This window comes from Microbacterium sp. NPDC055665 (assembly GCF_053618035.1).
Map to the genome: position 1 here is coordinate 725170 of NZ_JBSHGY010000001.1, position 23656 is coordinate 748825.

The 23656-nt window shown below is 67.3% G+C and carries 19 protein-coding genes and 2 riboswitches; of the genes, 2 read left to right on the forward strand and 17 right to left on the reverse strand.

Going from position 1 to position 23656, the window contains the following annotated elements; all coding sequences use genetic code 11:
- Positions 1–549, forward strand: a complete 549-nt coding sequence (locus ACWGO6_RS03475) for a helix-turn-helix domain-containing protein (RefSeq protein ID WP_136043570.1) — start codon at positions 1–3, stop codon at positions 547–549.
- Positions 550–552: 3 nt separating this feature from the next.
- On the opposite strand, the gene ACWGO6_RS03480 is transcribed toward ACWGO6_RS03475, so the two are convergent.
- The 4 genes from ACWGO6_RS03480 to typA all read right to left on the reverse strand — a co-directional run bounded on the left by ACWGO6_RS03480 (position 553) and on the right by typA (position 6327).
- Positions 553–2178, reverse strand: a complete 1626-nt coding sequence (locus tag ACWGO6_RS03480) for an MFS transporter (RefSeq protein ID WP_136043569.1) — start codon at positions 2176–2178, stop codon at positions 553–555.
- Positions 2175–3221, reverse strand: coding sequence for a glutaminase A (gene glsA / locus ACWGO6_RS03485; RefSeq protein ID WP_452325849.1), 1047 nt, complete (start codon positions 3219–3221; stop codon positions 2175–2177). The genes ACWGO6_RS03480 and glsA overlap by 4 nt, the downstream gene beginning before the upstream one ends.
- Positions 3222–3318: 97 nt before the next feature.
- Positions 3319–4224 carry an aggregation-promoting factor C-terminal-like domain-containing protein gene (locus ACWGO6_RS03490; protein ID WP_376104509.1) on the reverse strand — a complete coding sequence of 302 codons (906 nt, stop codon included), beginning with the start codon at positions 4222–4224 and terminating at the stop codon, positions 3319–3321.
- Between the two features lie 189 nt (positions 4225–4413).
- Positions 4414–6327: a translational GTPase TypA gene (gene typA, locus ACWGO6_RS03495; RefSeq protein WP_136043567.1), complete on the reverse strand. Its 1914-nt coding sequence runs from the start codon at positions 6325–6327 to the stop codon at positions 4414–4416.
- 102 nt (positions 6328–6429) lie between these two features.
- On the opposite strand from typA, the gene ACWGO6_RS03500 reads away from it, so the two are divergent.
- Positions 6430–7236 carry a CPBP family intramembrane glutamic endopeptidase gene (locus tag ACWGO6_RS03500; RefSeq protein WP_452325850.1) on the forward strand — a complete coding sequence of 269 codons (807 nt, stop codon included), beginning with the start codon at positions 6430–6432 and terminating at the stop codon, positions 7234–7236.
- A gap of 15 nt (positions 7237–7251) precedes the next feature.
- Here ACWGO6_RS03500 and ACWGO6_RS03505 read toward each other — a convergent pair whose 3' ends face one another.
- From ACWGO6_RS03505 to ACWGO6_RS03565, 13 genes are all read right to left on the reverse strand, one after another.
- Positions 7252–7818, reverse strand: coding sequence for a PH domain-containing protein (locus ACWGO6_RS03505; RefSeq protein WP_452325851.1), 567 nt, complete (start codon positions 7816–7818; stop codon positions 7252–7254).
- A gap of 2 nt (positions 7819–7820) precedes the next feature.
- Positions 7821–9494 (reverse strand): dipeptide ABC transporter ATP-binding protein, encoded by a 1674-nt coding sequence (locus ACWGO6_RS03510; protein ID WP_452325852.1) that lies wholly within the window; start codon positions 9492–9494, stop codon positions 7821–7823.
- A complete protein-coding gene (locus ACWGO6_RS03515; protein WP_452325853.1) occupies positions 9491–10435 on the reverse strand; it encodes an ABC transporter permease in 945 nt (314 codons plus the stop codon). The genes ACWGO6_RS03510 and ACWGO6_RS03515 overlap by 4 nt, the downstream gene beginning before the upstream one ends.
- Complete coding sequence (locus tag ACWGO6_RS03520) at positions 10428–11354, reverse strand: ABC transporter permease (RefSeq protein WP_452325854.1); 927 nt, start codon at positions 11352–11354, stop codon at positions 10428–10430. The genes ACWGO6_RS03515 and ACWGO6_RS03520 overlap by 8 nt, the downstream gene beginning before the upstream one ends.
- A gap of 99 nt (positions 11355–11453) precedes the next feature.
- On the reverse strand, positions 11454–13088 hold the full coding sequence (locus ACWGO6_RS03525) for a peptide ABC transporter substrate-binding protein (protein WP_452325855.1): 1635 nt from the start codon (positions 13086–13088) through the stop codon (positions 11454–11456).
- Between the two features lie 219 nt (positions 13089–13307).
- A complete protein-coding gene (gene gcvP, locus ACWGO6_RS03530; RefSeq protein ID WP_452326107.1) occupies positions 13308–16163 on the reverse strand; it encodes an aminomethyl-transferring glycine dehydrogenase in 2856 nt (951 codons plus the stop codon).
- Between the two features lie 61 nt (positions 16164–16224).
- Entirely contained in the window at positions 16225–16602 is a 378-nt protein-coding gene (gene gcvH / locus ACWGO6_RS03535; protein ID WP_452325856.1) for a glycine cleavage system protein GcvH, read from the reverse strand.
- Positions 16599–17798, reverse strand: coding sequence for a glycine cleavage system aminomethyltransferase GcvT (locus ACWGO6_RS03540; protein ID WP_452325857.1), 1200 nt, complete (start codon positions 17796–17798; stop codon positions 16599–16601). Before ACWGO6_RS03540 ends, gcvH begins: the two co-directional genes overlap by 4 nt.
- Positions 17799–17852: 54 nt before the next feature.
- Positions 17853–17951: riboswitch (glycine riboswitch) on the reverse strand.
- Between the two features lies 1 nt (position 17952).
- Positions 17953–18047: riboswitch (glycine riboswitch) on the reverse strand.
- Positions 18048–18184: 137 nt separating this feature from the next.
- Positions 18185–19063: an ABC transporter ATP-binding protein gene (locus tag ACWGO6_RS03545; RefSeq protein ID WP_452325858.1), complete on the reverse strand. Its 879-nt coding sequence runs from the start codon at positions 19061–19063 to the stop codon at positions 18185–18187.
- Entirely contained in the window at positions 19060–19911 is an 852-nt protein-coding gene (locus tag ACWGO6_RS03550) for an ABC transporter ATP-binding protein (RefSeq protein WP_452325859.1), read from the reverse strand. Before ACWGO6_RS03550 ends, ACWGO6_RS03545 begins: the two co-directional genes overlap by 4 nt.
- On the reverse strand, positions 19908–20894 hold the full coding sequence (locus ACWGO6_RS03555; protein ID WP_105709582.1) for an ABC transporter permease: 987 nt from the start codon (positions 20892–20894) through the stop codon (positions 19908–19910). Before ACWGO6_RS03555 ends, ACWGO6_RS03550 begins: the two co-directional genes overlap by 4 nt.
- Complete coding sequence (locus tag ACWGO6_RS03560; RefSeq protein WP_136043555.1) at positions 20887–21882, reverse strand: ABC transporter permease; 996 nt, start codon at positions 21880–21882, stop codon at positions 20887–20889. Before ACWGO6_RS03560 ends, ACWGO6_RS03555 begins: the two co-directional genes overlap by 8 nt.
- A 40-nt stretch (positions 21883–21922) precedes the next feature.
- Positions 21923–23611, reverse strand: coding sequence for an ABC transporter substrate-binding protein (locus tag ACWGO6_RS03565; protein WP_136043554.1), 1689 nt, complete (start codon positions 23609–23611; stop codon positions 21923–21925).
- Between the last annotated feature and the right edge of the window lie 45 nt (positions 23612–23656).

Sequence of the window (23656 nt, forward strand, 5' to 3'; positions counted from 1 at the left end):
ATGGAAGACCTCCGCACGCGCATCGCCCGCACTCTGCGCCGAGAACGAGAGGCCGTCGGCCTGTCTATCTCCGAGCTCGCGCGCCGCGCCGACGTATCCAAGGCGACGGTGTCGCAGCTCGAGAGCGGCGCAGGCAATCCGAGCGTCGAGACTCTGTGGGCGCTCGGCGTCGCGCTCGGAGTACCGTTCGCGGTGCTCGTCGACCAGCAGACGAACGCTCCCACTCTGATCCGCGCCGACGACCTCGCCGGCGTCCCCTCCTCCGCAGCCGCGTACAGCGCCACGCTGCTGTCGGCCAGCCCTCCCGGCGCCCGCCGCGACGTCTACCTCATCCGGGCCGAACCGGGCGACGCAAGACGCTCCGACCCGCACCACGCCGGGACGATCGAGCACGTCATCCTGATCTCCGGCCAGGCCCGGATCGGACCGGTCGACGAGCCGGTACTCCTCAACCCCGGCGACTACCTGACGTACGCCGGCGACGCACCGCACATCTTCGAGGCGGCCGCCCCCGGCACGAGCGCCGTGCTCATCTCCGAACTCCGCTGAGTCTCACTCCCCGCCGGCCGCAGGCGACGGGTCGGGGATCTCGTGCGGTCGGTACTGCGGCAGCCGCGAGGCCGGGAGGATCGCCAGCGCACTGATCCCGGCGAGGAGGAGCAGGCCGAGCTTGAGCGTCCCCAACCGAGACTCCTCGTTGATGGCGACGGCCGCGTCGACCTGAGCCGGTGTCGCATCGGTGTCCTCGAGGGCGGCGCGGAGGTCGTCGTTGCTGACGAAGTTGAGGTTGTCCATGTCGACCTGGGCGACGAGCGACGGCGGCAGCTCGGGGTGCTCCACCACGGCCCGGCCGATGCTGAGCCCGAGGAGCGAGACCAGAAGCGCGCCGGCGAGGGCCGTGCCGACTGCCGACGCGAGGTTCTGTGTGGTGCCGCGCAGCGATCCGACGTCACCGGCGAGTTCGGCGGGCGCTGCGGTCACGAGCACGTTGAAGACCAGCGTGACGAGTGCGCCCTGTCCGATGCCGAAGACGATGAGGCCTGCGATCGTGGGGACCGTCTCCCAGTTGTTGGTCACGACGAACGACAGCCACACGAGTGCCATCGTGGTGAGGATGAAGCCGGCGACGCCGATCGTGCGGGGCGGGAAGCGCTTGTACAGCCGCACCACGAGCGTGGCCGTGACGAAGACCGTGAGATTGAACGGCATCATCGCGATGGAGGTGTCGAACGGAGTGCGTCCCTGCACGATCTGGATGTAGAGCGGGATCGTGAAGTTCACGCACGCTTCCAGCGCGACCACGATGAACATCGCGTACACGGCTGCCCGTTCCCGCGAGGAGCCGAGGACGCTCAGGTCGATGAGCGGCACCTTCCCCTCTGCCATCCGCTTCCTGGTCCAGAGGAAGAACGCCTGTCCGAGGACCAGTCCCACCACGATGAAGATCGGCGCCGGAGAGAGCCCCAGCACGGAGAACGGGGCGTCGGCGGTCGCCGCGACCGCACCCCAGGAATTCAGGTTGTTGAATCCGAGGGTCAGCAGGACGATGCCGGCGCCGATGAGCAGCGACGCCACCAGATCGATCCGGATCGACGCGTCGCCACGGTCTCCGCGCAGGGTGAAGCTCAGTGCGAACACGACGACGGCGATCCCGAACACGATGAAGAACATCGGCCGCCAGCCCACCAACGTTCCCAGAGTGCCGCCGATCAGGAAGGCGCTGACACCGGAGATCGCGCGCGCCGAGCCGATCGCCCCGATGGCCGTCGCCTGCTGCGCGCCGCGGTAGTTCTCGGCGATGAGCGCGACGATCGACGGGACGATGATCGCCGCCGCGGCTCCCGCGACCGCCTGCCCGGCGATGGCCCACCACACCGTGGGTGCGAGGATCATCATGACGGACGAGGCCGCGAACAGCGCGATCACGATCCGGAAGATGACGACCCAGCCGATTCGCTGTCCGAGTTTCGCGCCGGTCATCACGAGCGCGGCGACGGCGAGACCGTACATGACGATGGTGGTGCTCGCCACGGTCGGCGGCACGCCGAACTCGCTCACCATGCCGCCGAGCGAGATCGGCAGCGCCGCGACGTTGAACGACATCAGCACCTGCGCGAGGAACAGGCTGACCATCGGCAACCACGAGGTCTTGGTCGGGCTCTGCTGCGTCTGGGTCATGGCTGCTCCCGGGTTGCGGATGAGGGTGCGATCGTGGCGGGGTTGCTCTGAGCCGGTGCGGAGGCGAACAGGTTGAGCCCGAGCACACGCGACAGGTAGCCGATGGCCATCTGGGATCGGATGGAGTTGCCGGCCTCGTCGAGACGCGGGGAGAATCCAGCCGCAGCGCCCTTGCCCGGGGCGACGGCGACGATGCCTCCGGAGACGCCGGACTTCGCGGGCAGCCCGATCTCGAACAGCCAGTCGCCGGAGCGTTCGTACAGGCCTGTCGATGCGACGACCGCGAGCGTGTCGCGGCACACCTCCGCCGAGACCACGCGCTCCCCGGTGACCGGGTTCACTCCCCCGTCGGCGAGCGTCGCTCCCATCACCGCCAGGTCATGGGCGGTCACGCTGAGGGCGCATTGGCGGGTGTAGACATCGACCACCTCGTCCGGGTCGCCCGTCAGCCGCCCGTAGCTTCGCAGCAGACGACCGAGCGCACGATTGCGGTCGTTCGTCTCCGCTTCCGACGCGTACACGACGCCGTCGAGCCTCAGCGGACGACCTGCGAACGCCGACAGTCCCTCCCGGACACGTTCCCACTGCTCGACCGAAGTGCTCCCCGGCACGAGCGCGGTGGTGGCGATTGCTCCCGCATTGACCATCGGGTTCATCGGGTGGCCGTCGTTGAGCTCCAACGCCATCACGGAGTTGAAGGGGAGCCCGGTGTTGTTCACGCCGACGATCTCGCGCACACGCTCGTGTCCGTGTTCCTGGATCGCGAGAGCGTAGACGAACATCTTCGAGATCGACTGGATGGAGAAGGGGTGCAGGGCGTCGCCGGCATCGTGCAACCCGCCGCCGACTTCGATCACCGCCAGGCCGAAGAGCTCGGGGTCGACCTCCGCGAGCACGGGGATGTAGTCGGCGACTCGACCCCCACGCTCCTGCTCGTAACGGGAGTGCGCGTCCCGCACGATCTCCTCCACGCGATCCCACGCCGGCAGGGTGCCGGTCGAGGCGATCTGCGGGACATCTCGCCATGCGGTCGGGTCGAGCACATCTTCCTCCACGGATCGGTGACGCCCCCAGCCGTCAGAGTCACCGTAGCGCTCGACATCACCGCTGCCTAGAGGATCCTCGGATGCTCGACCGTCGTCAGTACCAGTTCATCGCCTGCGAGTGCGACCAGGCGCTGCACGGGGTTCCATAGGCCGCCGAGATGTACTCGAGTCCCCAGGCGATCTGCGTGGCGGCGCTGGTCTGCCAGTCGGCGCCAGCCGATGCCATCTTGCTGCCGGGAAGAGCCTGCGGAATGCCGGTGGCCCCGCCGTCGGCGTTGTACGCCTGGTAGTTCCAGCCGGATTCCTTGGTCCACAGCGAGTCCAGGCACGAGAACTGATCCCCGCCCCAGCCGTACCGACTCGACATTTGCTGCTGAGCGGAGGCCTTCGCACCCTCGACGGTGTTCGCGGACGCGAGCGCCGCGGCGGCTGCGCGCTCGGCGGCCGCATGCTCTGCCGCAGCTTTGGCTGCCGCTGCGGCTGCTTCCTCCGCTGCTCGCTTCTCCTGTGCCGCGGTCAGCGCGCTGCGGAGATCCTCCGTGTCCGAGACGACCTTCGCCAGTTCCGTCTCCACGTCGTCGGTGACGATGCCTACGAGGAGCAACGGCGTCACCTCGCTGTCGGCGAGCTTGTCGATGCCGCGCTCCAGCTCGGCCGTTTCCACCGAGGTCGAGGCGCCGACGTCGAGGCCGGATGCCGCGACGTCGGCAGTCACCGCCTCGGCTGCCGCGACAGCGCTCCGAGCCTCCACGCGCGTGGACGAGGCGTCTCGGGTGATCTGCGCCAGGGGCTCGGCACCCGACAGTGCGGGCGCGGCGACGGCGATGGCCGGACTCATGGCGGCCGCAGCAGAGGTGGATGCCAGGCCCACGCTGAGCGTGATACCGACCAGGGTGGCGGCGGTCACTCCGAGGATGGTCATCGGGCGGCGGGCGGTGACGGCGGCGCGGGCGGACGCCGCGTCCGAGGCGCGCCGAAGCGCACGGGTTTTCTGAAGCATCGGGTTCGACTTTCGGGTTGTCGTACGCCCTTGCAGGAGACTCATCGGGAGCTCGTCCCGGGCGCAAGCCAACGAGTCTGCACCATCAACCTGAGTGAAAACAATCCCTGACCTGGGATTTACATGAGAAGAGGGCCTCGTGCACGCCTTTCGGCGACACGAGGCCCTCTTCTCGGAGCAGGCCCAGACTCAGGCGCTGGCGTCCTGGCGCTTCAGACGCGCGGTCTCGCGGGCGCGGGTGTTCGCGTCGAGGTTGACCTTGCGGATGCGGACGACCTCGGGCGTGACCTCGACGCATTCGTCGTCACGCGCGAACTCGAGGCTCTCCTCCAGCGTCAGCTGGCGCGGAGGCGTCATCGACTCGAAGGTGTCGGAGCTCGCCGCACGCATGTTGGTGAGCTTCTTCTCCTTGGTGATGTTCACGTCCATGTCGTCGGCGCGGGAGTTCTCGCCGATGACCATGCCCTCGTAGACCTCCTGCGTGGGCTGCACGAAGAACGACATGCGCTCCTGCAGGGCGATCATGGCGAACGGGGTGACGACACCCTGACGGTCAGCCACGATCGAGCCGTTCTGACGCGTCGTGATGGAGCCGGCCCACGGCTCGTAGCCGTGGGAGATCGCGTTCGCGATTCCGGTGCCGCGGGTGGTGGTGAGGAACTCGCTGCGGAAGCCGATCAGGCCGCGCGACGGCACGATGAACTCCATGCGGACCCAGCCGGTGCCGTGGTTCGTCATGTTCTCCATGCGGCCCTTGCGGTTCGCCAGCAGCTGGGTGATCGCGCCGAGGTGCTCCTCCGGCGTGTCGATCGTGAGGTGCTCGAACGGCTCGTAGGTCTTGCCGTCGATCTTCTTCGTGACCACCTGCGGCTTGCCGACGGTGAGCTCGAAGCCCTCGCGGCGCATGTTCTCGACGAGGATGGCGAGGGCGAGCTCTCCGCGGCCCTGCACCTCCCAAGCATCCGGGCGTCCGATGTCGACGACCTTGAGCGAGACGTTGCCGATGAGCTCCTTGTCGAGGCGGTCCTTCACCATTCGAGCCGTGAGCTTGTGGCCCTTGACCTTGCCCATCAGCGGCGAGGTGTTGGTACCGATCGTCATCGAGATGGCGGGGTCGTCGACCGTGATGGCCGGCAGCGGACGCACGTCCTCGGGGTCGGCGATGGTCTCGCCGATCGTGATGTTCTCGAAGCCGGCGATGGCGACGATGTCGCCGGGGCCGGCGGAGTCGGCCGGGTAGCGCTCCAGGGCACGGGTCTTCAGGAGTTCGGTGATGCGCGCGTTCTGGTGCGTGCCGTCGGCGCGGACCCAGGCCACGGTCTGGCCCTTCTTGAGCGTGCCGTTGAAGACGCGCAGCAGTGCGAGACGGCCGAGGAACGGGCTGGAGTCGAGGTTCGTGACCCAGGCCTGCAGCGGGTGCTCGTCGTCGTAGGCCGGAGCGGGCACGTGCTCGAGGATCGCCTCGAACAGCGGCTCGAGGTCGTCGTTGTCGGGCAGCGAGCCGTCCGCAGGACGGTTCTGCGATGCGGCGCCGGCACGACCGGAGGCGTAGACCACCGGCACGTCGAGAAGTGCGTCGACGTCGAGGTCGGGCACGTCGTCGACCAGGTCGGAGGCGAGACCCAGCAGCAGGTCGTGCGCCTCCTCCTCGACCTCGGCGATGCGCGCGTCGGGACGGTCGGTCTTGTTGACCAGCAGGATGACAGGCAGCTTCGACTCGAGCGCCTTGCGCAGCACGAAGCGCGTCTGCGGCAGCGGGCCCTCACTGGCGTCGACCAGCAGCACGACACCGTCGACCATGGACAGGCCGCGCTCGACCTCGCCACCGAAGTCGGCGTGGCCGGGGGTGTCGATCACGTTGATCGTGATCTCCTTGCCGCCGGCGTGCTTGCCCTTGTACGTGATCGCCGTGTTCTTGGCGAGGATCGTGATGCCCTTCTCACGCTCCAGGTCGTTGGAGTCCATGGCGCGCTCATCGACGTGGGCGTGCTCGCCGAAGGAGCCCGTCTGACGCAGCATGGCGTCGACGAGAGTCGTCTTGCCGTGGTCGACGTGGGCGACGATTGCGACGTTGCGGAGGTCAGAGCGAAGGGCGTGCGCCATGCAGGTGTCCTAAAAGAGTGTGGGGTTTCGCCGGGAAGCCGACGTTCCAGGATAACGCAAGCTCAGGGCGTGTTCCTGAAAACAGGTCGTAGCATCGAGATCGTGACCCGACCGCAGGCCTCCGGAGAACTCCCCGACCTCTCCCCCGCGCCCTCCCGCGCACGGCTGTGGTGGGAGATCGCGATCGTCCTGGCGCTCGGGCTCGGCCAGTCCGCCGTGTACGCGATCGTGCAGCTCGCCTACCGCCTCACGGACGAGATCCCGATCGCCGATCAGGTCGCGAAGCTGAATCCCTCCCGCAGCGACCGGGAGGTCTTCGACCTCATCTACCAGGTGCTCGCGATCGGGTTCTCCCTCGTCCCCGTGCTGCTGGTGTGCTTCCTGCTCTGGCAGTCGCGCCGCCCGCATCTGGAGCAGCTGGGGCTCGACGGCACCCGGACGGGGCGCGATGTCGGCCGCGGCATCCTGCTGGTCCTGGCGATCGGTGTGCCCGGAATCGGTCTCTACCTCGCCGGCCGCGCGCTCGGGATGACCGTCGCGATCGACCCCGCCGGCATCGACGCGTACTGGTGGACGGTGCCCGTGCTGCTGCTCGCCGCGGCGCGCGCCTCCCTGCAGGAGGAGTTCGTCCTGCTCGGCTATCTCTTCACCCGGCTGAAGCAGCTCGGCTGGGGACCGTGGTCGATCATCGTCGGCACATCTGTTCTGCGCGCCAGCTACCACCTCTACCAGGGCTATCCAGCGTTCTTCGGGAATCTCGCCATGGGGCTGCTGTTCGGCTGGCTGTATCAGCGATCAGGACGCCTGATGCCGTTCCTGGTGGCGCACTTCCTGATCGATGCCGCCGCGTTCGTGGGCTACCCGTGGGCGGCGGCGATGTGGCCCGACCTGTTCGGGCTCCCCGGCTGAGCCGAAGGTTCGCGGTCAGCCCGCGTTCGCGACGAGCACGGCCAGCACGGCCCAGACGACGATCACACCGAGCGCGATGAGGGCAGGAAGGTCCCAACTGCGGCGGATCGGGGCGTCCGCCGTGGCGGAGGCACTCTCCCACCGGTCGCGGATCGCGGTCATGTCCCGCAGACCCGTCGGGGCCTTCGGCTCCTCATCCCTGCCGGCGCGGGCACGCGGTTGTCGCGCGCGAGCGGGACCTCCGTAGCAGGTGATGTCGGAGCCGTCATCGAGCGAGAACACGAGCTGCCACTTCAGGTCGACATCGCGCACGCGGCTCCACCCGAAGGTCGTGCGCCGCAGCATGTTCTGCACGGTGCCACCCGCGTCGTCGATGCGGACGAAGGAGACGAAAGCGACCTCGTAGACGACCCAGAGCGCGAGAAGGATCCAGGGGGCGAGCAGCAGCGTCTGCCCCCAGCCGGCGCGCAGCACGGCATCGCCGAGCAGGAACAGCGCCAGCAGCCCGCAGCCGATCAGGAACACGGGACCGGAAGCCGCACGGAACGTCCGTGCGGCTCCCGGCCCTGAGTCGTTCGACACTGTCAGCGTCCGCCGAGCGGGATCGATGCTCCCGGGATCGCCTTGAGGAGGCGATCGGTGTACTCCTGCTGCGGATTGGCGAAGATCTCGTCGACAGTGCCCTGCTCGACGACCCTTCCGCGCTCCATGACGCACACGAGGTCGCTCGACACCCGAACGACCGCGAGGTCGTGGGTGATGAACAGATACGTGAGGTTCAGCTCCGACTGCAGGTCGGCGAGCAGCTGCAGGATCTGGTCCTGCACCAGCACGTCGAGCGCCGACACGGCCTCGTCGAGGACCACGATGTCGGGCTTGAGCGCGAGCGCACGCGCGATCGCGACCCGCTGCCGCTGACCACCCGAGAGCTCGTTCGGATACCGGGTGGCGAGCGCCCTCGGCAGAGCCACCTGATCGAGCAGCTCCTCGACGCGGGCGCGCTGCGAGGCGCGATCTCCCACACTGTGGATCTGCAGGGGCTGCGAGATGGTGTTCCCGATGTTGCGGAGCGGATCGAGCGACCCGTACGGATCCTGGAACACGGGCTGCATGCGGCGACGCAGTCCGAACGCCTGGGCGTTGGACAGCTTCGACACATCCTGACCATCGATCTCGATCGTGCCGCTGGTGGGCTCTTCGAGCTTCAGCAGCATCTTCGCGACCGTGGACTTGCCCGATCCCGACTCGCCGACCAGGGCCAGCGTCTTGCCGCGAGGGATCTCGAAGGACACGTGATCCACCGCACGGAAGGCTTCACTGCGGAAGTTCCCCTGGCGGATCTTGTAGTCCTTCGTCAGCCCCGCGACCCGCACGGTGGGCGGGATGTCGGCCAGGTCCTCGAGTGTCTCGATGCCGCGATCCTCGACCACCGCCTGAATGCGCTGCGACGCCACGCTGGGAGCCACCCCTACCAGGCGCTTGGTGTACGGATGCTGCGGGTTCTCGAGGATCTGCCTGCTCGGGCCGGCTTCGACGATGTTGCCGTTGCTCATCACGATGATCTTCTCCGCACGTTCGGCCGCGAGACCGAGGTCGTGCGTGATCAGGAGGACCGAGGTGCCCTTGTCCCGCGTGAGAGTGGCCATGTGGTCGAGGATGACGCGCTGCACCGTGACATCGAGTGCCGAGGTCGGCTCGTCCGCGATGAGGAGCTTCGGGTCGGCCGCGAGGCCGATCCCGATCAGTGCGCGCTGACGCATTCCGCCCGAGAACTGATGCGGGAACTGATGCAGACGTCGGTCGGCGTCGGCCAGACCCGCCTGCTGCAGTACCTCGACGGTCCGCTTCTTGACAGCTTCCCGGCCGCGCGCGATCCCGTTGGCGCGGATCGCCTCCTTCACCTGGAATCCGATGCTCCACACCGGGTTGAGGTTCGACATCGGGTCCTGGGGGACGAAGCCGATCTCGCGGCCACGGATGGCCTCGATCTCCCGACGTCCGAGCGTCGTCAGCTCGCGTCCGTCGAGCGTGATCGATCCGCCCGTGATGGTTCCCGTGCCCGGCAGCAGGTTCACGATGGCGCTCGCCGTCGTGGACTTACCGGACCCCGACTCGCCCACGATCGCGACGGTCTCCCCGGGGAAGATATCGAAGTTCGCCCCGTGGAGGACTTCGCGGTCCCCCTCCTGCGTACGGAACGCGACCTTCAGGTCGCGCACGCTCAGGAGTGGAACTCGTGCGGTTTCACGTTCGTTCATCGCCGTGCCCTCGCTCTCGGATCGATGGCGTCTCGGATGAGCTCGCCGAGGGTCACGAACGCGAGCACGGCGAGCGTGAGCGCGATCGACGGATAGATGAGCGCCATGGGCGCCACCCGGAGCGACGACTGCGCCGCACTGATGTCGTTGCCCCAGGACATCACCGTGCCACCCAGCCCGACGCCGAGGAACGACAGAGTCGCCTCGGCGACGATCGAGGCGGCGAGGGCCAACGTCGACACCACGAGCAGCGGCGCGAGCGAGTTCGGGATCACGTGGGCCATCAGAATACGGAACTTCGAAAGCCCGACCGCCTGCGCGGCGACGACGAAGTCCGACTGCCGGACTCTCAACACCTCCGCACGCACGACGCGCGCTGTCGATGCCCACGCGAACCCTCCGATCGCCAGTGCGAGCACCGGGACGGACCGGTACTGCGAGAAGACCGTCATCACGACCACGGCCGCGAGGATGTAGGGAATGGCGAAGAAGATGTCACCGATGCGCGACAGCAGCGAGTCGAGCCAGCCGCCGTAGAACCCGGCGAGCGCCCCCATGATGAGCCCCAGGATCGAGCCGATCGCCGTGGCCAGCAGACCGACGGAGAGCGAGGTCTGGGCGCCCCACACGATCCGCGAGTAGATGTCGCAGCCCTGGAACGTGAACCCCAGCGGGTGTCCCTCCGTGGGACCACCGTTGCTGTTCGACAGCTGGCAGTTGCTGTCCGGAGGAGTCGAGGTGAACAGCGAGGGCCAAACGGCCATCAGGATGAAGACCAGTGCGAGCACGACGGAGAACCAGAACAGCGGACGACGCCGCAGGTCGGCCCACGCGTCGCGCCAGAGGTTGCGCGGCTTCTCGGCGATGCGCACGGCGTCGACGGCGATGGTCTCCGTCTCGACCGGCGCGACGAAGTGATTGTGCGTAGTGGGGTCAGGCATAACGGATCCTTGGGTCGAGCAGACCGTAGAGCAGGTCGATGACGAGGTTGACCAGGACGTACAGGATCACGAACACGGTGACGAAGGAGACCACGGTGGGGCCCTCGTTGCGGATCGCGGCCTGATAGAGGGTGTTGCCGACGCCGGGGACGTTGAAGATACCCTCGGTCACCGTCGCGCCCACGAGCAGCACACCGAAGTTGGTGGCCGAGTTCGTGATGACCGGGATCAGCGAGTTGCGCAGCACGTGCACCGGGATCACCCGGCCGCGCGAGAGGCCCTTGCTGTAGGCGGTGCGCACCCAGTCCTGATTGAGCGTGTCGATCACGGAGCTGCGCATGAGTCGCATGCTCACGGCGTAGAGACTGAAACCGAGGACCAGGGCGGGCAGCCACAATCCGCCCCAGTCGTTGTCGGCACCCACGGTCGGCTTGAACCAGCCGAGCTTGATCGCGAGGAAGTACTGCGCGAGGAATGCCACGACGAAGATCGGGATCGCGATCGCGATGAGCGCGATCATGAGCATCGTGTGGTCGAAGATCTTGCCCTTGCGCAGCGCCGAGATCGTGCCGATGATGATCGCGAGCACGAACTCGATGGCGATCGCCATGACCGCGAGACGGCCCGTGACGGGAAGGGTCTCTGCGAGCACCTCCGAGACCGGTCGGCCGGAGAAGGTGTTTCCGAGGTCGCCCTGGAACACGCCCGTGATGTAGTACCAGTACTGCACCAGGAACGGGTCGTTCAGGTGGTATTGCTCACGGAGCTGCTCCACGACCGCAGGGTTCGGGGTGCGGTCGCCGAACAGGGCGAGGATCGGGTCGCCTGGCATGGCGAAGACGAGGAAGTAGATGAGCAGGGTAGCCCCGAAGAAGACCGGGATGACCTGCAGGAGACGTCTGACGATATAGCCGAACATCGGTAGTCCTGTAACGAGAGGGCGGTAGAGCGTGACGAACACAGCCTGTGAGGCGGTGACGAAGAATCGTCACCGCCTCACAGGTGAGTGCCGTCAGGCTTACTCGCCGTCCTTCGTGACCTGGTAGAGGATCGGCCAGGTGTCCCATCCGAACTGGACGTTCTCGACCGACTCGCCCCAGGCGCCCATGGCGTTGGTGTACCAGAGCGGGATGGCGGGGAGGTCCTGGAAGAGGATCTCCTGCGCCTCCTGGAACTTCGTGATGCCCTCTTCGACATCCGCCGCTGCCGCGCCCTCATCGAGGAGTGCGTCGAACTCGGGGTTCGAGTAGTCGCCGTCGTTCGAACCCGCGCCGGTGCCGAAGATCGGGCCGAGGCCGTTGAACATCGACGGGTAGTCGAACTGCCATCCGGTGCGGAAGGCGGTCTGCGTCTGGTCCTCGGTGATCAGCGTCCGGTGCTCGGCGAACGTCGGGATCGGGTTGCCCGATGCCTCGATGCCGAGGTTGTTCTTCAGCTGGTTGGCGATCGCGTCGACCCAGCCCTGGTTGGGGCCGTCGGCGTTGTACTGGATCTGGAAGGAACCGGTCCACGGGGCGATGGCGTCGGCCTCGGCCCACAGCTCCTTCGCCTTGTCGGCGTCGAAGTCGAGCACCTCGGATCCGGGGATGTCCTCGGAGTAGCCGTCGATCACCGGCGAGGTGAAGTCCTTCATCGGCGTGCGCGTGCCGCTGAAGACGACGTCCGTGATCTCTTCGCGGTCGATCGCGTGCGAGATCGCCGCACGGCGCAGCTGGCCCTCTTCACCACTGAAGTGCTCGAGGCGCTCCGGGATGGTGATGGTGGCGTTCGCGGCGGCCGGCTGGTTCACCGTGCGGTCCGGGAAGTCGGTCTCGAAGGTCTGGAGCGCCGTGTCCGGGATCTCCTGGATGATGTCGAGGTCGCCACCCGAGAGGTCGGCGTACGCCGCCTCGGTGCTGGCGTAGAGCTTCATGTCGACGCCACCGTTCTGCGCCTCACGCGGGCCGGTGTAGTCCTCGTTCTTGACGAGCTCGATGCTCTCGTTGTGCTTCCACGCGCCCTCTTCCGCGAAGACGTACGGTCCGTTGCCGACCGGGTTCTCGCCGAAGGCCGCAAGGTCTTCCCAAGCCGAAGCCGGCAGCGGGAAGAACGCGGTGTAGCCGAGACGCAGCGGGAAGTCGGACTCCGGCTGCTTCAGCTTGACCGTGAAGGTCAGGTCGTCGACGACCTCGAGGCCGGAGAGCTCCGGGACGTTCTCGTCATAGGAGAAGCCCTCGATGGACTCGAAGAAGTAGCTCGAGAGCTGCTTGTTGTCGAGCGCCGAACCGTAGTTCCAGGCCTTGACGAACGACTCGGCGTCGACCGGGTCGCCGTTCGCGAACTTCTGGTCCGCCTTGATCTTGATCGTGTAGGTCTGCGCGTCGTCGGTCTCGATCGACTCTGCGAGGTCGTTGTGCACGGCGCCCTCGGCGTCGTAGTAGACGAGACCGGCGAAGATGCTCTGGAGGACGAGGCCGCCACCGACCTCGTTGGTGTTCGTCGGGATCAGCGGGTTCTGGGGCTCGGTGTTGTTGACCGAGATCACTGCCGTCGGGTCACCGGAAGGGGTTTCCTCCGTGCCCTCGTTGCCGCCACCACTCGCGCAGCCCGCGAGCGTCAGGGCGCCGATCACGAACAACGCGGAGCCCGCAAGGGCGATCTTGTTGCGCTTCACTTTGTGTCCTCCTGTGGACTATTACTCAGACTGCGCGCTCATCGTTGAACGCGTAGGGATAGTCGAGAGTAACCCGCACCCGCGTCGCGCCCGCCCTCAGCTAACGAACTGTTACTGAGTGGTGACCATACGTAACAAGGCTGAAACACCGGGAAATACGAGACGGTGCTGCGCCCCTCAACAGGGGCGCAGCACCGTCTGCTCACATGAGCACGAGGCTCAGGCGAATGCCTCCACCGGAGGGCACGCACAGACCAGGTTGCGGTCTCCGTACGCCTGGTCGATGCGACGCACCGGCGGCCAGTACTTGCCCGCGACGAGGGCGCGCACCGGGTACGCGGCCTCTTCTCGCGAGTACGCGTGGTTCCACTCCCCCGCGATCAGCGAGACCGCCGTGTGGGGCGCGTGCACGAGCGGGTTGTCGTCGGCCGGCCAGCGACCGGCGGCGACGGCTTCCGCCTCGGCCTTGATCATCACCATGGCTTCGATGAAGCGCTCGATCTCGTCGAGGTCCTCCGACTCGGTCGGCTCGACCATGAGCGTGCCCGCGACCGGGAACGACATGGTCGGGGCATGGAAGCCGTAGTCGATGAGGCGCTTGGCCACGTCGTCGACCGTGATGCCGGTCGCCTCCTTGAGTGGACGCAGGTCGAGGATGCACTCGTGCGCCACCCGCCCGTTCTCGCCCGTGTAGAGCACCGGGAAGTGGGAGCCGAGCCGCTCTGCCATGTAGTTCGCGGAGAGGACAGCTGCCGCGGTGGCGCGGCGGAGTCCGTCGGCGCCCATCATCCGCACGTACGCCCATGAGATCGGCAGGATCCCGGCAGAGCCGTAGGGAGCAGCGGAGATCACACCGCCCTCGAACGTGTACCCGCCGAAGTGCTCCGTGCTCTGGGCGAGCGGGTGCGAGGGCAGGAACGGTGCGAGGTGCGACTTCGCCGCCACCGGACCGATGCCGGGGCCGCCGCCGCCGTGCGGGATCGCGAACGTCTTGTGCAGGTTGAGGTGCGAGACGTCGCCGCCCAGGTCGCCGAAGCGCGCGTAGCCGAGCAGAGCGTTGAGGTTCGCGCCGTCGACGTAGACCTGCCCGCCCGCGTCGTGCACGGCCGCGGTGATCTCGACCACCTGCTCCTCGTACACGCCGTGCGTGGAGGGGTACGTGATCATCAAAGCGGACAGATCGTCGGCATGCTGGTCGATCTTCGCGCGCAGATCGTCGAGGTCGACGTTGCCGAGTTCATCGGTCGCGACGACCACGACCTTCATGCCGGCGAGGACGGCTGATGCGGCGTTCGTGCCGTGGGCCGAAGACGGGATCAGGCAGACCGTGCGGTGCTGATCGCCGTTCGCGTGGTGGTAGCCGCGGATCGCGAGCAGACCCGCGAGCTCACCCTGCGAGCCGGCGTTCGGCTGCAGCGACACCGCGTCGTACCCGGTGACCTCGGCGAGCCAGCCCTCGAGCTGATCGATGAGCTCGAGGTAACCCTGCACATCGGCCGCCGGAGCGAACGGATGGATGCCCGCGAACTCGGGCCACGTGATCGCCGCCATCTCGGTGGCCGCGTTGAGCTTCATCGTGCAGGAACCCAGCGGGATCATGCCGCGGTCGAGCGCGTAGTCGCGGTCGGCGAGGCTCTTCAGGTACCGCATCATGGCGGTCTCCGACCGGTGCGCGTGGAACACGGGGTGTGTGAGGTACTCGTCCTGGCGCCGCAGGTCTTCAGGGAGCGCCCGCAGCTTCTCGTTGCCGAAGAGGCCGAACGCCCGCTCGTTCTTGCCGCCGAAGACCATGGCGACCTGGTGCAGTTCGCCGAGCGTGGTGGTCTCGTCCACCGCGATGCCGACCGTGTCGGCGTCCGCGACGTGCAGCAGGATGCCGTAGCCGTCGTGTGCCTGCGCGGCGTACTCGACGGCACGGCCGGGCACGCGCACCTGCAGGGTGTCGAAGAAGTTCGCGTGCACGATCTCGACGCCGGCCTCGGTCAGCCAGTCGCGCAGCAGCGCGGCCTTCGCGGTCGTCTGGGTCGCGATCTCGCGGAGCCCGTCGGGGCCGTGATAGACCGCGTACATCGATGCCATCACCGCCAGCAGCACCTGGGCGGTGCAGATGTTCGACGTCGCCTTCTCACGGCGGATGTGCTGTTCGCGCGTCTGCAGCGAGAGGCGGTACGCGGGCTTGCCGTCGGCATCCACCGACACCCCGACGAGACGCCCGGGCAGCTGCCGCTCGAGGCCCGAGCGGACGGCCATGTAGCCGGCGTGCGGTCCTCCGAAGCCCATCGGCACACCGAAGCGCTGCGTCGTGCCGACCGCCACATCGGCGCCGAGCGAGCCGGGCGAGGAGATCAGTGTGAGCGCGAGCAGGTCGGCCGCCGCGACGGCCAGTCCGCCAGCGAGGTGCACGGCGTCGAAGACGGCCGACGGGTCCCAGACCCGACCCGATGCGCCCGGGTACTGGACGAAGACACCGAAGAGATCCCCGGGCAGCTCCTCTCCCGCGGCGAAGTCGACGGACACGAGCTCGATCCCGAGGGCTTCCGCGCGGGTCGCGAGCATCGCCCTCGTCTGCGGCAGGGCGTCGGCGTCGACGGCGAACACGTTCGAGGACGACTTCGAGGCGCGGCGTGCGAGCAGCATGCCCTCGACGACCGCGGTGGACTCGTCGAGCATCGACGCATTGGCCGTGGTGAGTCCGGTGAGCTCGGCGACCATGGTCTGGAAGTTGATGAGCGCCTCGAGACGACCCTGCGAGATCTCCGGCTGGTACGGCGTGTAGGCCGTGTACCAGGACGGGTTCTCCAGCACGTTGCGCTGGATCACCTGCGGCGTGATGGTCCCGTAGTAGCCGAGGCCGATCATCGGGCGGTTCACGGCGTTGCGCGACGCGAGGGTCCGCAGCTCCGCGAGCGCCTCGGTCTCGCTCGCTGCCGCGGGGATGCGCGACGGCGTCCCTTCACCGGCCTCGGAAGACGGGCCGGTGTAGATCGACGCCGGTACGGCCTGACGCATCAGCGCCTCGACCGGGCTCAGCGCGTCGTCCGCTCCGGCGGTGTCGAGACCGAGGGCGTCGAGCATCGTGCGCTGCGAGGCATCCGTGGGTCCGATGTGACGATCGGCGAAAGTGACCACTGGTGGATCAGCCCTCCGTCAGCGCGACGTAGGCGTCGCGGTCGAGCAGCCCGTCGAGTGCACCGGGGTCGACGGAGACCTTCAGCAGCCAGCCGCCCTCGAACGGTGCCGCGTTGACGAGCGACGGGTCGTCGACGGCCGCGTCGTTGATCTCGACGACCGTGCCGGTGACCGGCGCGTAGAGCTCGCCCACCGACTTCGTGGACTCGATCTCTCCCACAACCGAGCCGGCGGTGACCTCGGTGCCGACGGCGGGGAGCTCGACGAACACGACGTCACCCAGCTTCTCGGCGGCGTAGTCGGTGATGCCGATGGTCACGGTGTCGCCGTCGGCGGCGATCCACTCGTGCTCTTCGGTGTAGCTGAGGGCGGCGAGGTCGGTCATTTGGTCCTCCGATAGAAAGGCAGGGCGGTCACGGTCGCGGGGATCTTCGTCCCCCGCACATCAAGGAATACTGCGGTTCCCTCTTCAGCGGAAGAAGGATGCACGTAGGCCATCGCGATCGGATGGCCGAGAGTCGGGCTGAGGGCTCCGCTGGTGATCTCGCCGAGCTTCTCCCCCTCGCCGTCGACGACGGCGTAGCCGGCGCGCCCGGCGCGCTTGCCCTCGGCGACGAGGCCGACCAGCACCGGGGCAGCAGAGGCTCCGGCCTGCTCGCCGGCGACGAGCGCGTCCTTGCCGACGAACTCGTCCTTCGCGGTGACGACCACGCGTCCGAGTCCGGCCTGTGCCGGCAGCGTGTCGAGGCTCAGCTCGTGCCCGTACAGCGGCATGCCCGCCTCGAGGCGGAGGGTGTCGCGCGCCGCGAGGCCGGCGGGCACGAGGCCGTGCGGTTCGCCGGCCGCGAGCAGCGCATCCCACAGGGCGGGCGCGTCAGCCGCCGAGACGAGCAGTTCGAAGCCGTCTTCGCCCGTGTATCCCGTGCGGGCGATGAGCAGGGGCTCACCGAGGAAGCGTCCGTCGGCCCAGGCGTAATACTTCTGATCGGGCCAGGGCGCGCTCAGCTCGGTGATGCCGGAGGTCGCTTCGAGGATGGCCTCCGCAGCGGGTCCCTGCACGGCGAGCAGCGCGTACGAGTCCGATACATCCTCCACATCGACGCCGCGATCACCGAGGAAACCGGCGAAGGTGCGGTCCTCCCCCGGCGTGAGCGGCGGCTGCTCGCGCTCGACGAGCGAAGGGAAGTCGCGCACGCGCTTCGCGAACGCGGAATCCACGAAGCCCCGGTTGCCGGCGTTCGCGATCACGAGGTAGCGGTCGTCCGCCAGCCGGTACGCGATCACGTCGTCGACGATGCCGCCGTTCGCGGCCAGCATCAGCGAGTACTTCGCTTTACCCACCGGCATCACGGAGATGCGGCCGGCGAGTGCGAAATCGAGGAATTCGGCGGCCTTCTCGCCCGTGACGAGGAATTCCGCCATGTGCGAGATGTCGAAGAGGCCGGCGGCCTGCCGTACGGCGTGGTGCTCGGCGAGGTCGGAGGTGTAGCGCACCGGCATCTGCCAGCCGCCGAAGTCTGTGAACGACGCGCCGAGCGCCTCATGGCGCTCACGCAGCGGAGTGTAGCGGGGGTCGGACATGGAGTTCTCCCGGGCGGTGACGGGCGGAACGGCGGCATCGCCGCTCCTCGGAACTCCCCCTCTGTCATAGGCCTGAGAGCTTCACCCGTGCACGGAGGCGGGGTTTTCACCGTCGGCGGATCCGCAGTCTCGCGGGATCGCTTTTCAGAGTGGCCGGAACCGCGCGGTACGCGTACCTGAGAGATTGGCGGGGAGGCTTGCTCCTTCGGTGCCCGGCTGCGTTCGCCGGGGCTCTCCCGCGTGGTTCATTCGGCCTGTCTTCAGTTGTGCTGCAAGTCTAGCCGGTCCCCTCCTGCGCACCGAGACGACGCTCCCGTCGCACTTGCTGTCGCTCTGCGGAGAACAGAGCGACAGCAAGTGCGACGAGAGCGAGGTGGATCGGTCCGTCAGTGCGCGATGCCGAGCTCGGCCCGCACCTCGTCGCGGAGGCGGCCGAGGTTGTCGGGTTCGGGTGCGGCTCCGAGGAGCGTCTTGGTGTACTCGTGCTGCGGGTTGAGGATGACCTCGTCCGCAGGACCGCGCTCCACGACATCGCCCTTGTAGAGCACCATGATCTCGTCCGAGAAGTGTCGGGCCGTCGCCAGGTCGTGCGTGATGTAGAGCACACCGAGGTTCTCTTCGCGCTGCAGATCCGCGAGCAGGTTCAACACCCCGAGACGGATCGACACATCCAACATCGATACCGGCTCGTCCGCGACGATGAACCGGGCCCCCGGAGCCAGTGCCCGCGCGATCGCGACCCGCTGACGCTGCCCACCGGACAACTCATGCGGGCGACGATCCGCGTAGCTCTCCCCCGGGATGAGACGGACGCGCTCCAGCAGCTCGACTGCGCGCTCGCGCACCTCGCCACGAGACAGCTCCGGGTGGTGCAGACGGATCGGCCGCTCCAGGTGATGCACGATCGTGTGGAAGGGGTTCAGCGACGCGAACGGGTCCTGGAACACCATCTGCACATCCGCCCGGTAGCGCTCCAGGGCGCGACCGCGGGTCCCGGACGGCTTCCCGTCCAGCAGGATCTCCCCGGATGTCGGGGTCTCCAGCTTCATGAGCATGCGCGCGATGGTCGACTTCCCGGATCCCGATTCGCCGACCAGGGCGACCGTCTTGCCCGCCTCGATCGTGAAGGACACGTCTTTCACCGCGTGCAGGACGCTCGACTTGAAGCCGGAGCGCAGGTGGAAGTCCTTCACCAGGTTCCGTGCCTCCAACCGCGCCGGCTCCGACACGCCCGTCCCGGTGGTGGTGGTGGTGTTCGTGCTCATCGGACGCCCTCCTGGCTGACACCGGTACGGACGAAGTCGCCCCGTTCGCCCTTCAGCGAGGGGAAGCTCGACAGCAGTCGCTTCGTGTATTCGTGCTGCGGCGCCCGGTAGATCTCCTCCGCCGTGCCCTCTTCGACGATCTGCCCCTGCAGCATGATCGCGATCCGATCACTGATCTCGATCAGCATGGGCAGGTCGTGGGTGATGAAGATCACCGCGAACCCGAGCTTCTCGCGCAGCCGCATGATCTCGCGGATGATCCCTCGCTGCACGACCACGTCGAGCGCGGTCGTGGGCTCGTCCATGATCATCACCTGCGGATCCAGGGCGAGTGCCATCGCGATCATCATCCGCTGCCGCATCCCACCCGACAGCTCATGCGGGAAGCTCGTCAGACGGTTGGGGTCGACACCGACCAGGGTGAGCAGCTCCTCCGCCCGCGCGGTCTTCGCCTTCTTGCTCATGCCGGGACGGTGCGTGTCGAAGATGTCGAAGATCTGCGCCTTGACACTGATCACCGGGTTCAGCGAGTTCATCGCGCCCTGGAACACCATCGAGATCTTGTCCCACCGGAATGCCCGAAGGCCCTCGCCGTCGAGACCGACGATGTCGATGTCATGACCATCGCGGTCATGGAACACGATCTCCCCCGCCGTCATCAGCGCAGGCGCCTTCAGGAGACGGTTCATCCCGTACGCAAGAGTCGTCTTGCCGCAGCCGGACTCCCCCGCCAACCCCAGGATCTCGCCCCGGTTCAGCGTCAGCGACACGTCGCGCACGGCCTTCACCGGCGGGTCGACCTCGTACTCGATCGACACGTTCCGCGCCGTCAGCACCGGCTCGCTCATGCGGTGACCCCCTTGGTCTTCGCGGCCTTGCGCACCCGGCGCGCGGCATCGGGCGCGTTGCGCAGCTTCGGGTTGATGACCTCGTCGATCGCGAAGTTGATGAGTGCGAGACCGGCGCCGAGGATGGCGATCATGATTCCCGGCGGGACGAACCACCACCACGCTCCGCGTCCGAGAGCCTGGCCGGACTGCGCATCGTTGAGGATGGTCCCCCAGGTGATCGAGTCCGTCGGCCCGAGTCCGAGGTACGACAGCCCGGCCTCGCCGAGGATCGCGAAGATCAGGGCGAAGAGGAACTGCGCCGTGAGCAGCGGCAGGAGGTTGGGCATGATCTCGACGAGGATCACACGCAGCGATCGCTCGCCTGCCACCTTCGAGGCGTAGACGTAGTCGCGGGTGCGGAGGGAACGGGTCTGCAGGCGCAGGACGTAGGCGGCGCCGGCCCAGGAGGTGATGCCGAGGAAGATCGCGACCAGCTGCCAGGTGCGCTGCGGCACGAAGGAGGCGATCACCATGACCAGCGGCAGGGCGGGGATGACGATCATCACGTTGGTGATGAGGGCGAGTCCGTCTTCGCGCCAGCCGCCGAGGTATCCGGCGAGGACACCGAAGACGAGCGACAGCACGATCGCGATCACGCTGGCGATCAACCCGACCATGAGCGACCCCTGAGCACCGATCGCGAGCTGGGCGAACATGTCGTTGCCGAGCTTGGTGGTGCCCAACCAGTGCTCCGCCGACGGCGGCTGGAGTGCGGGGTTGGCCGTGCTGCGCGGGTTCTGCGTGAAGAACGGCGCGATGATCGCGAACAGCACGATCGCGAGCACGAGGAGCGAGCCGACGATGAACTTCGGCGATGTGCTCGGCAGGATGCGCCGTTTGCGGCCTCGGCTCTGAGTGGCGAGTGAGACGGTGCTGGCCGGCGCCGTCATGGGCGCGTCTTCCACGGTCAGGAGACCGGCGGTGTTCTGCGGATCAGACATTCTGGCGCGCCCTCGGGTCGATGAAGCCATAGACGAGGTCCATGAAGAAGTTGGCGGCGAGCACCGTGATGGTGATCACCAGGAACAGGCCCTGCATGAGTGCGTAGTCGTTGTTCGTGACGGCCTGGAACATCAGCTTGCCGATGCCGGGATACGTGAACACCTGCTCCATGACGATGGAGCCCGAGACGACGAAGCCGAGCGTGATCGAGAATCCCGCGATCGACGGGATGGCCGCGTTCCGTGCGGCGTAGGTCGTCATGATGCGACGGTGGCGAAGCCCCTTGGCCTCGGCGGTGAGGACGTAGTCCTCGGCGAGTGTGGCCACCATCATGTTGCGCATGCCGAACAGCCAGCCGCCCACGGAGCTGATCACGATCGTGATCGCCGGGAGGAGCGAGTGCGCCAGCGCGTCGGAGAAGAAGGCCCACGTGGGCTCCGGCCCGTCGGGGAAGTCGAACACGTCGTAGCCCCCGAAGATCGGGAACCAGCCGAGGCCGACCGCGAAGACCGAGACCAGGATCAGCGCCAACCAGAAGTACGGGATGGACTGCAGCACGGTGGTCGCGGGGATGACGTGGTCGACCCAGGTGCCCCGTTTCCATCCGGCCCAGGCACCGAGGGCGACGCCGAGGACGAACGAGATGACCGTCGCCGTGCCGACCAGGACGAGTGTCCAGGGCAGCGCTCCGGCGATGAGCTCGGTCACCGGCGTCGGGTACTTCGTGACCGAGATCCCGAGGTCACCGCGGAACATGCGGCCCCAGTACGCGAGGTACTGATCCCAGAGCGAGGAGTCGTCGCCACCCAGCAGGAGCTTGATGTTGCGGATCGTCGTCTCGGAGATCTCGCCGCCCGCCCGCTGCATCTTGGCGATCATGATGTCGGCGGGGTTCCCCGGCATGAGACGGGGAAGCAGGAAGTTGAGAGAGATCGCGGCCCACAGCGTGAACGCGTAGAACCCGATTCTTCGTGCATAGAACTTCATGTCACTCTTTCCTGACTTCCTGCTTCCCGTCTCCTCTCGACTACTTGGCCGGCTGCAGCTGCGTCAGGACGTAGCCTGCCGCGATCGCACCCCAGGACGGCGGGAAGGCGTAGAGGTCCTCCTCCGTCGGCCAACCCGTGAAGTCCTTCGTGTTGTAGAAGGTCTGGGTCGCGTTGATCACGAGCGGGATGTAGGGCAGGTCACGGACGATCTCGGTCTGGATCGTGCCGTAGAGCTCCTTCTTCTCCGCCTCGTCATCGGTGCTGATCGCGGCCTGCACGGCAGCATCGACCGTCGGGTTGTTGTAGCGGCTGAAGTTCCAGCGTCCGGCCGGGACCTCGGTGCCCACGGGGCTCGTCGACTGCACCTCGGTGCCGCCGAACCAGTCACGGTAGATCTGGAAGGGGTCTGCCACCGACGTGCCGATCATGCCGCCGACGATGAGCTGGAAGTCGCCACCCTGGCGGGAGTCGGAGAACTCCTGCCACTGCACGGTCGAGACGTTGATCTTGATGCCGGCTGCGGCCGCCTGCTCGGCGATCAGCTTCGCGGCGTCGTTGTAGTCCGTCCAGCCGTCGACCGAGGTCAGCGTGAGCTCGAGCGGCACGCCGCCCTTCGCGTAGAAGTCGCCGTCCTTCGTGTAACCCGCGGCCTCGAGGATCGCGTCGGCTTCGGCGACGTTCGCCTCCTGCGGGCTGACCTCGTTGGCGGGGTCCGCGACCCACTTCTCGTCGCGCGGCAGCAGAGCGTACGTCGGCGAGATGTCACCGGTGAGCCCGACGAACGCCTTGTCCTTGATGGTGGCGCGGTCGATCGCCAGGTTGAGCGCCTGACGCACGGCGACGTCTGTCTGCGGACCGGTGCAGCCGAGCTCTGCGTTCGAGCAGGTGTACAGCACGGTCGGGTCCTGTGGCGTGTTGATCCAGTCGATCTTCCCGTTGCCCGTCACATCGTCGGGGTTCGGGATGAACATGCCGGTCCAGTCGAGCTCGCCGGCGGCGAGCAGGTCCTGCGCGGTCTGGTTGTTGTCGACAGCGATGTACTGGACCTTCTTGACCCCGAGCTTGTCGGCGTCGCGGAAGTTCTCGTTCGCGACGATGGTGTATGACTCGCTGGTCGTCTTCTCGACGACGTATGCGCCCGAGCCGACGGGTTCCTCGTTGGCGAAGTTCGCGAAGTCGGTGACGTCGGCCCAGATGTGCTCGGGGAGGATGTAGGTCGAGCCGAGACGCTGGAACTCGGTCGTGTACTGCGCGGACGAGTACGTCAGCACGACGGTGGTGTCGTCGGTGGCCTCAGCCGAGACGAGACCGTTGCCCTCAGGGTTGTTCGCCTCGTACTTGAACGAGAACGCGACGTCCTTCGCGGTGAGCGGCTCCCCGTCACTCCACTTGAGGTCGGGCTTGATGGCGATCGTGATCACCGTGCCGTCCTCGTTGTATTCGAAGGTGTCGCCGATCAGGCCGACGGGCTCGGTGTCGGCCGTCTTGTTGTAGAAGAACAGCGGCTCGTAGATGGGGCCGAGCGCACCGTGGAGCACGGTCGGCGCGAACGGGTTGTAGTTCGCGGTGATCGGGGTCTGGCTGCCGGCCCAGACGCGAAGGGCACGGTCGCTGTCGGCGTTGCCGTCGTCGCCGCCGCCGGAGCCGCAGGCGGTGAGGCCCATGGCGAGGACGGATGCTCCGGCGATCGCGGTGAGCGCGATTCTGCGCTTTCCGTTTCGGATCATTTCTCTTGTTTCCTCTCGGTGCTGCACTGCAGGAGGGATCGCTCC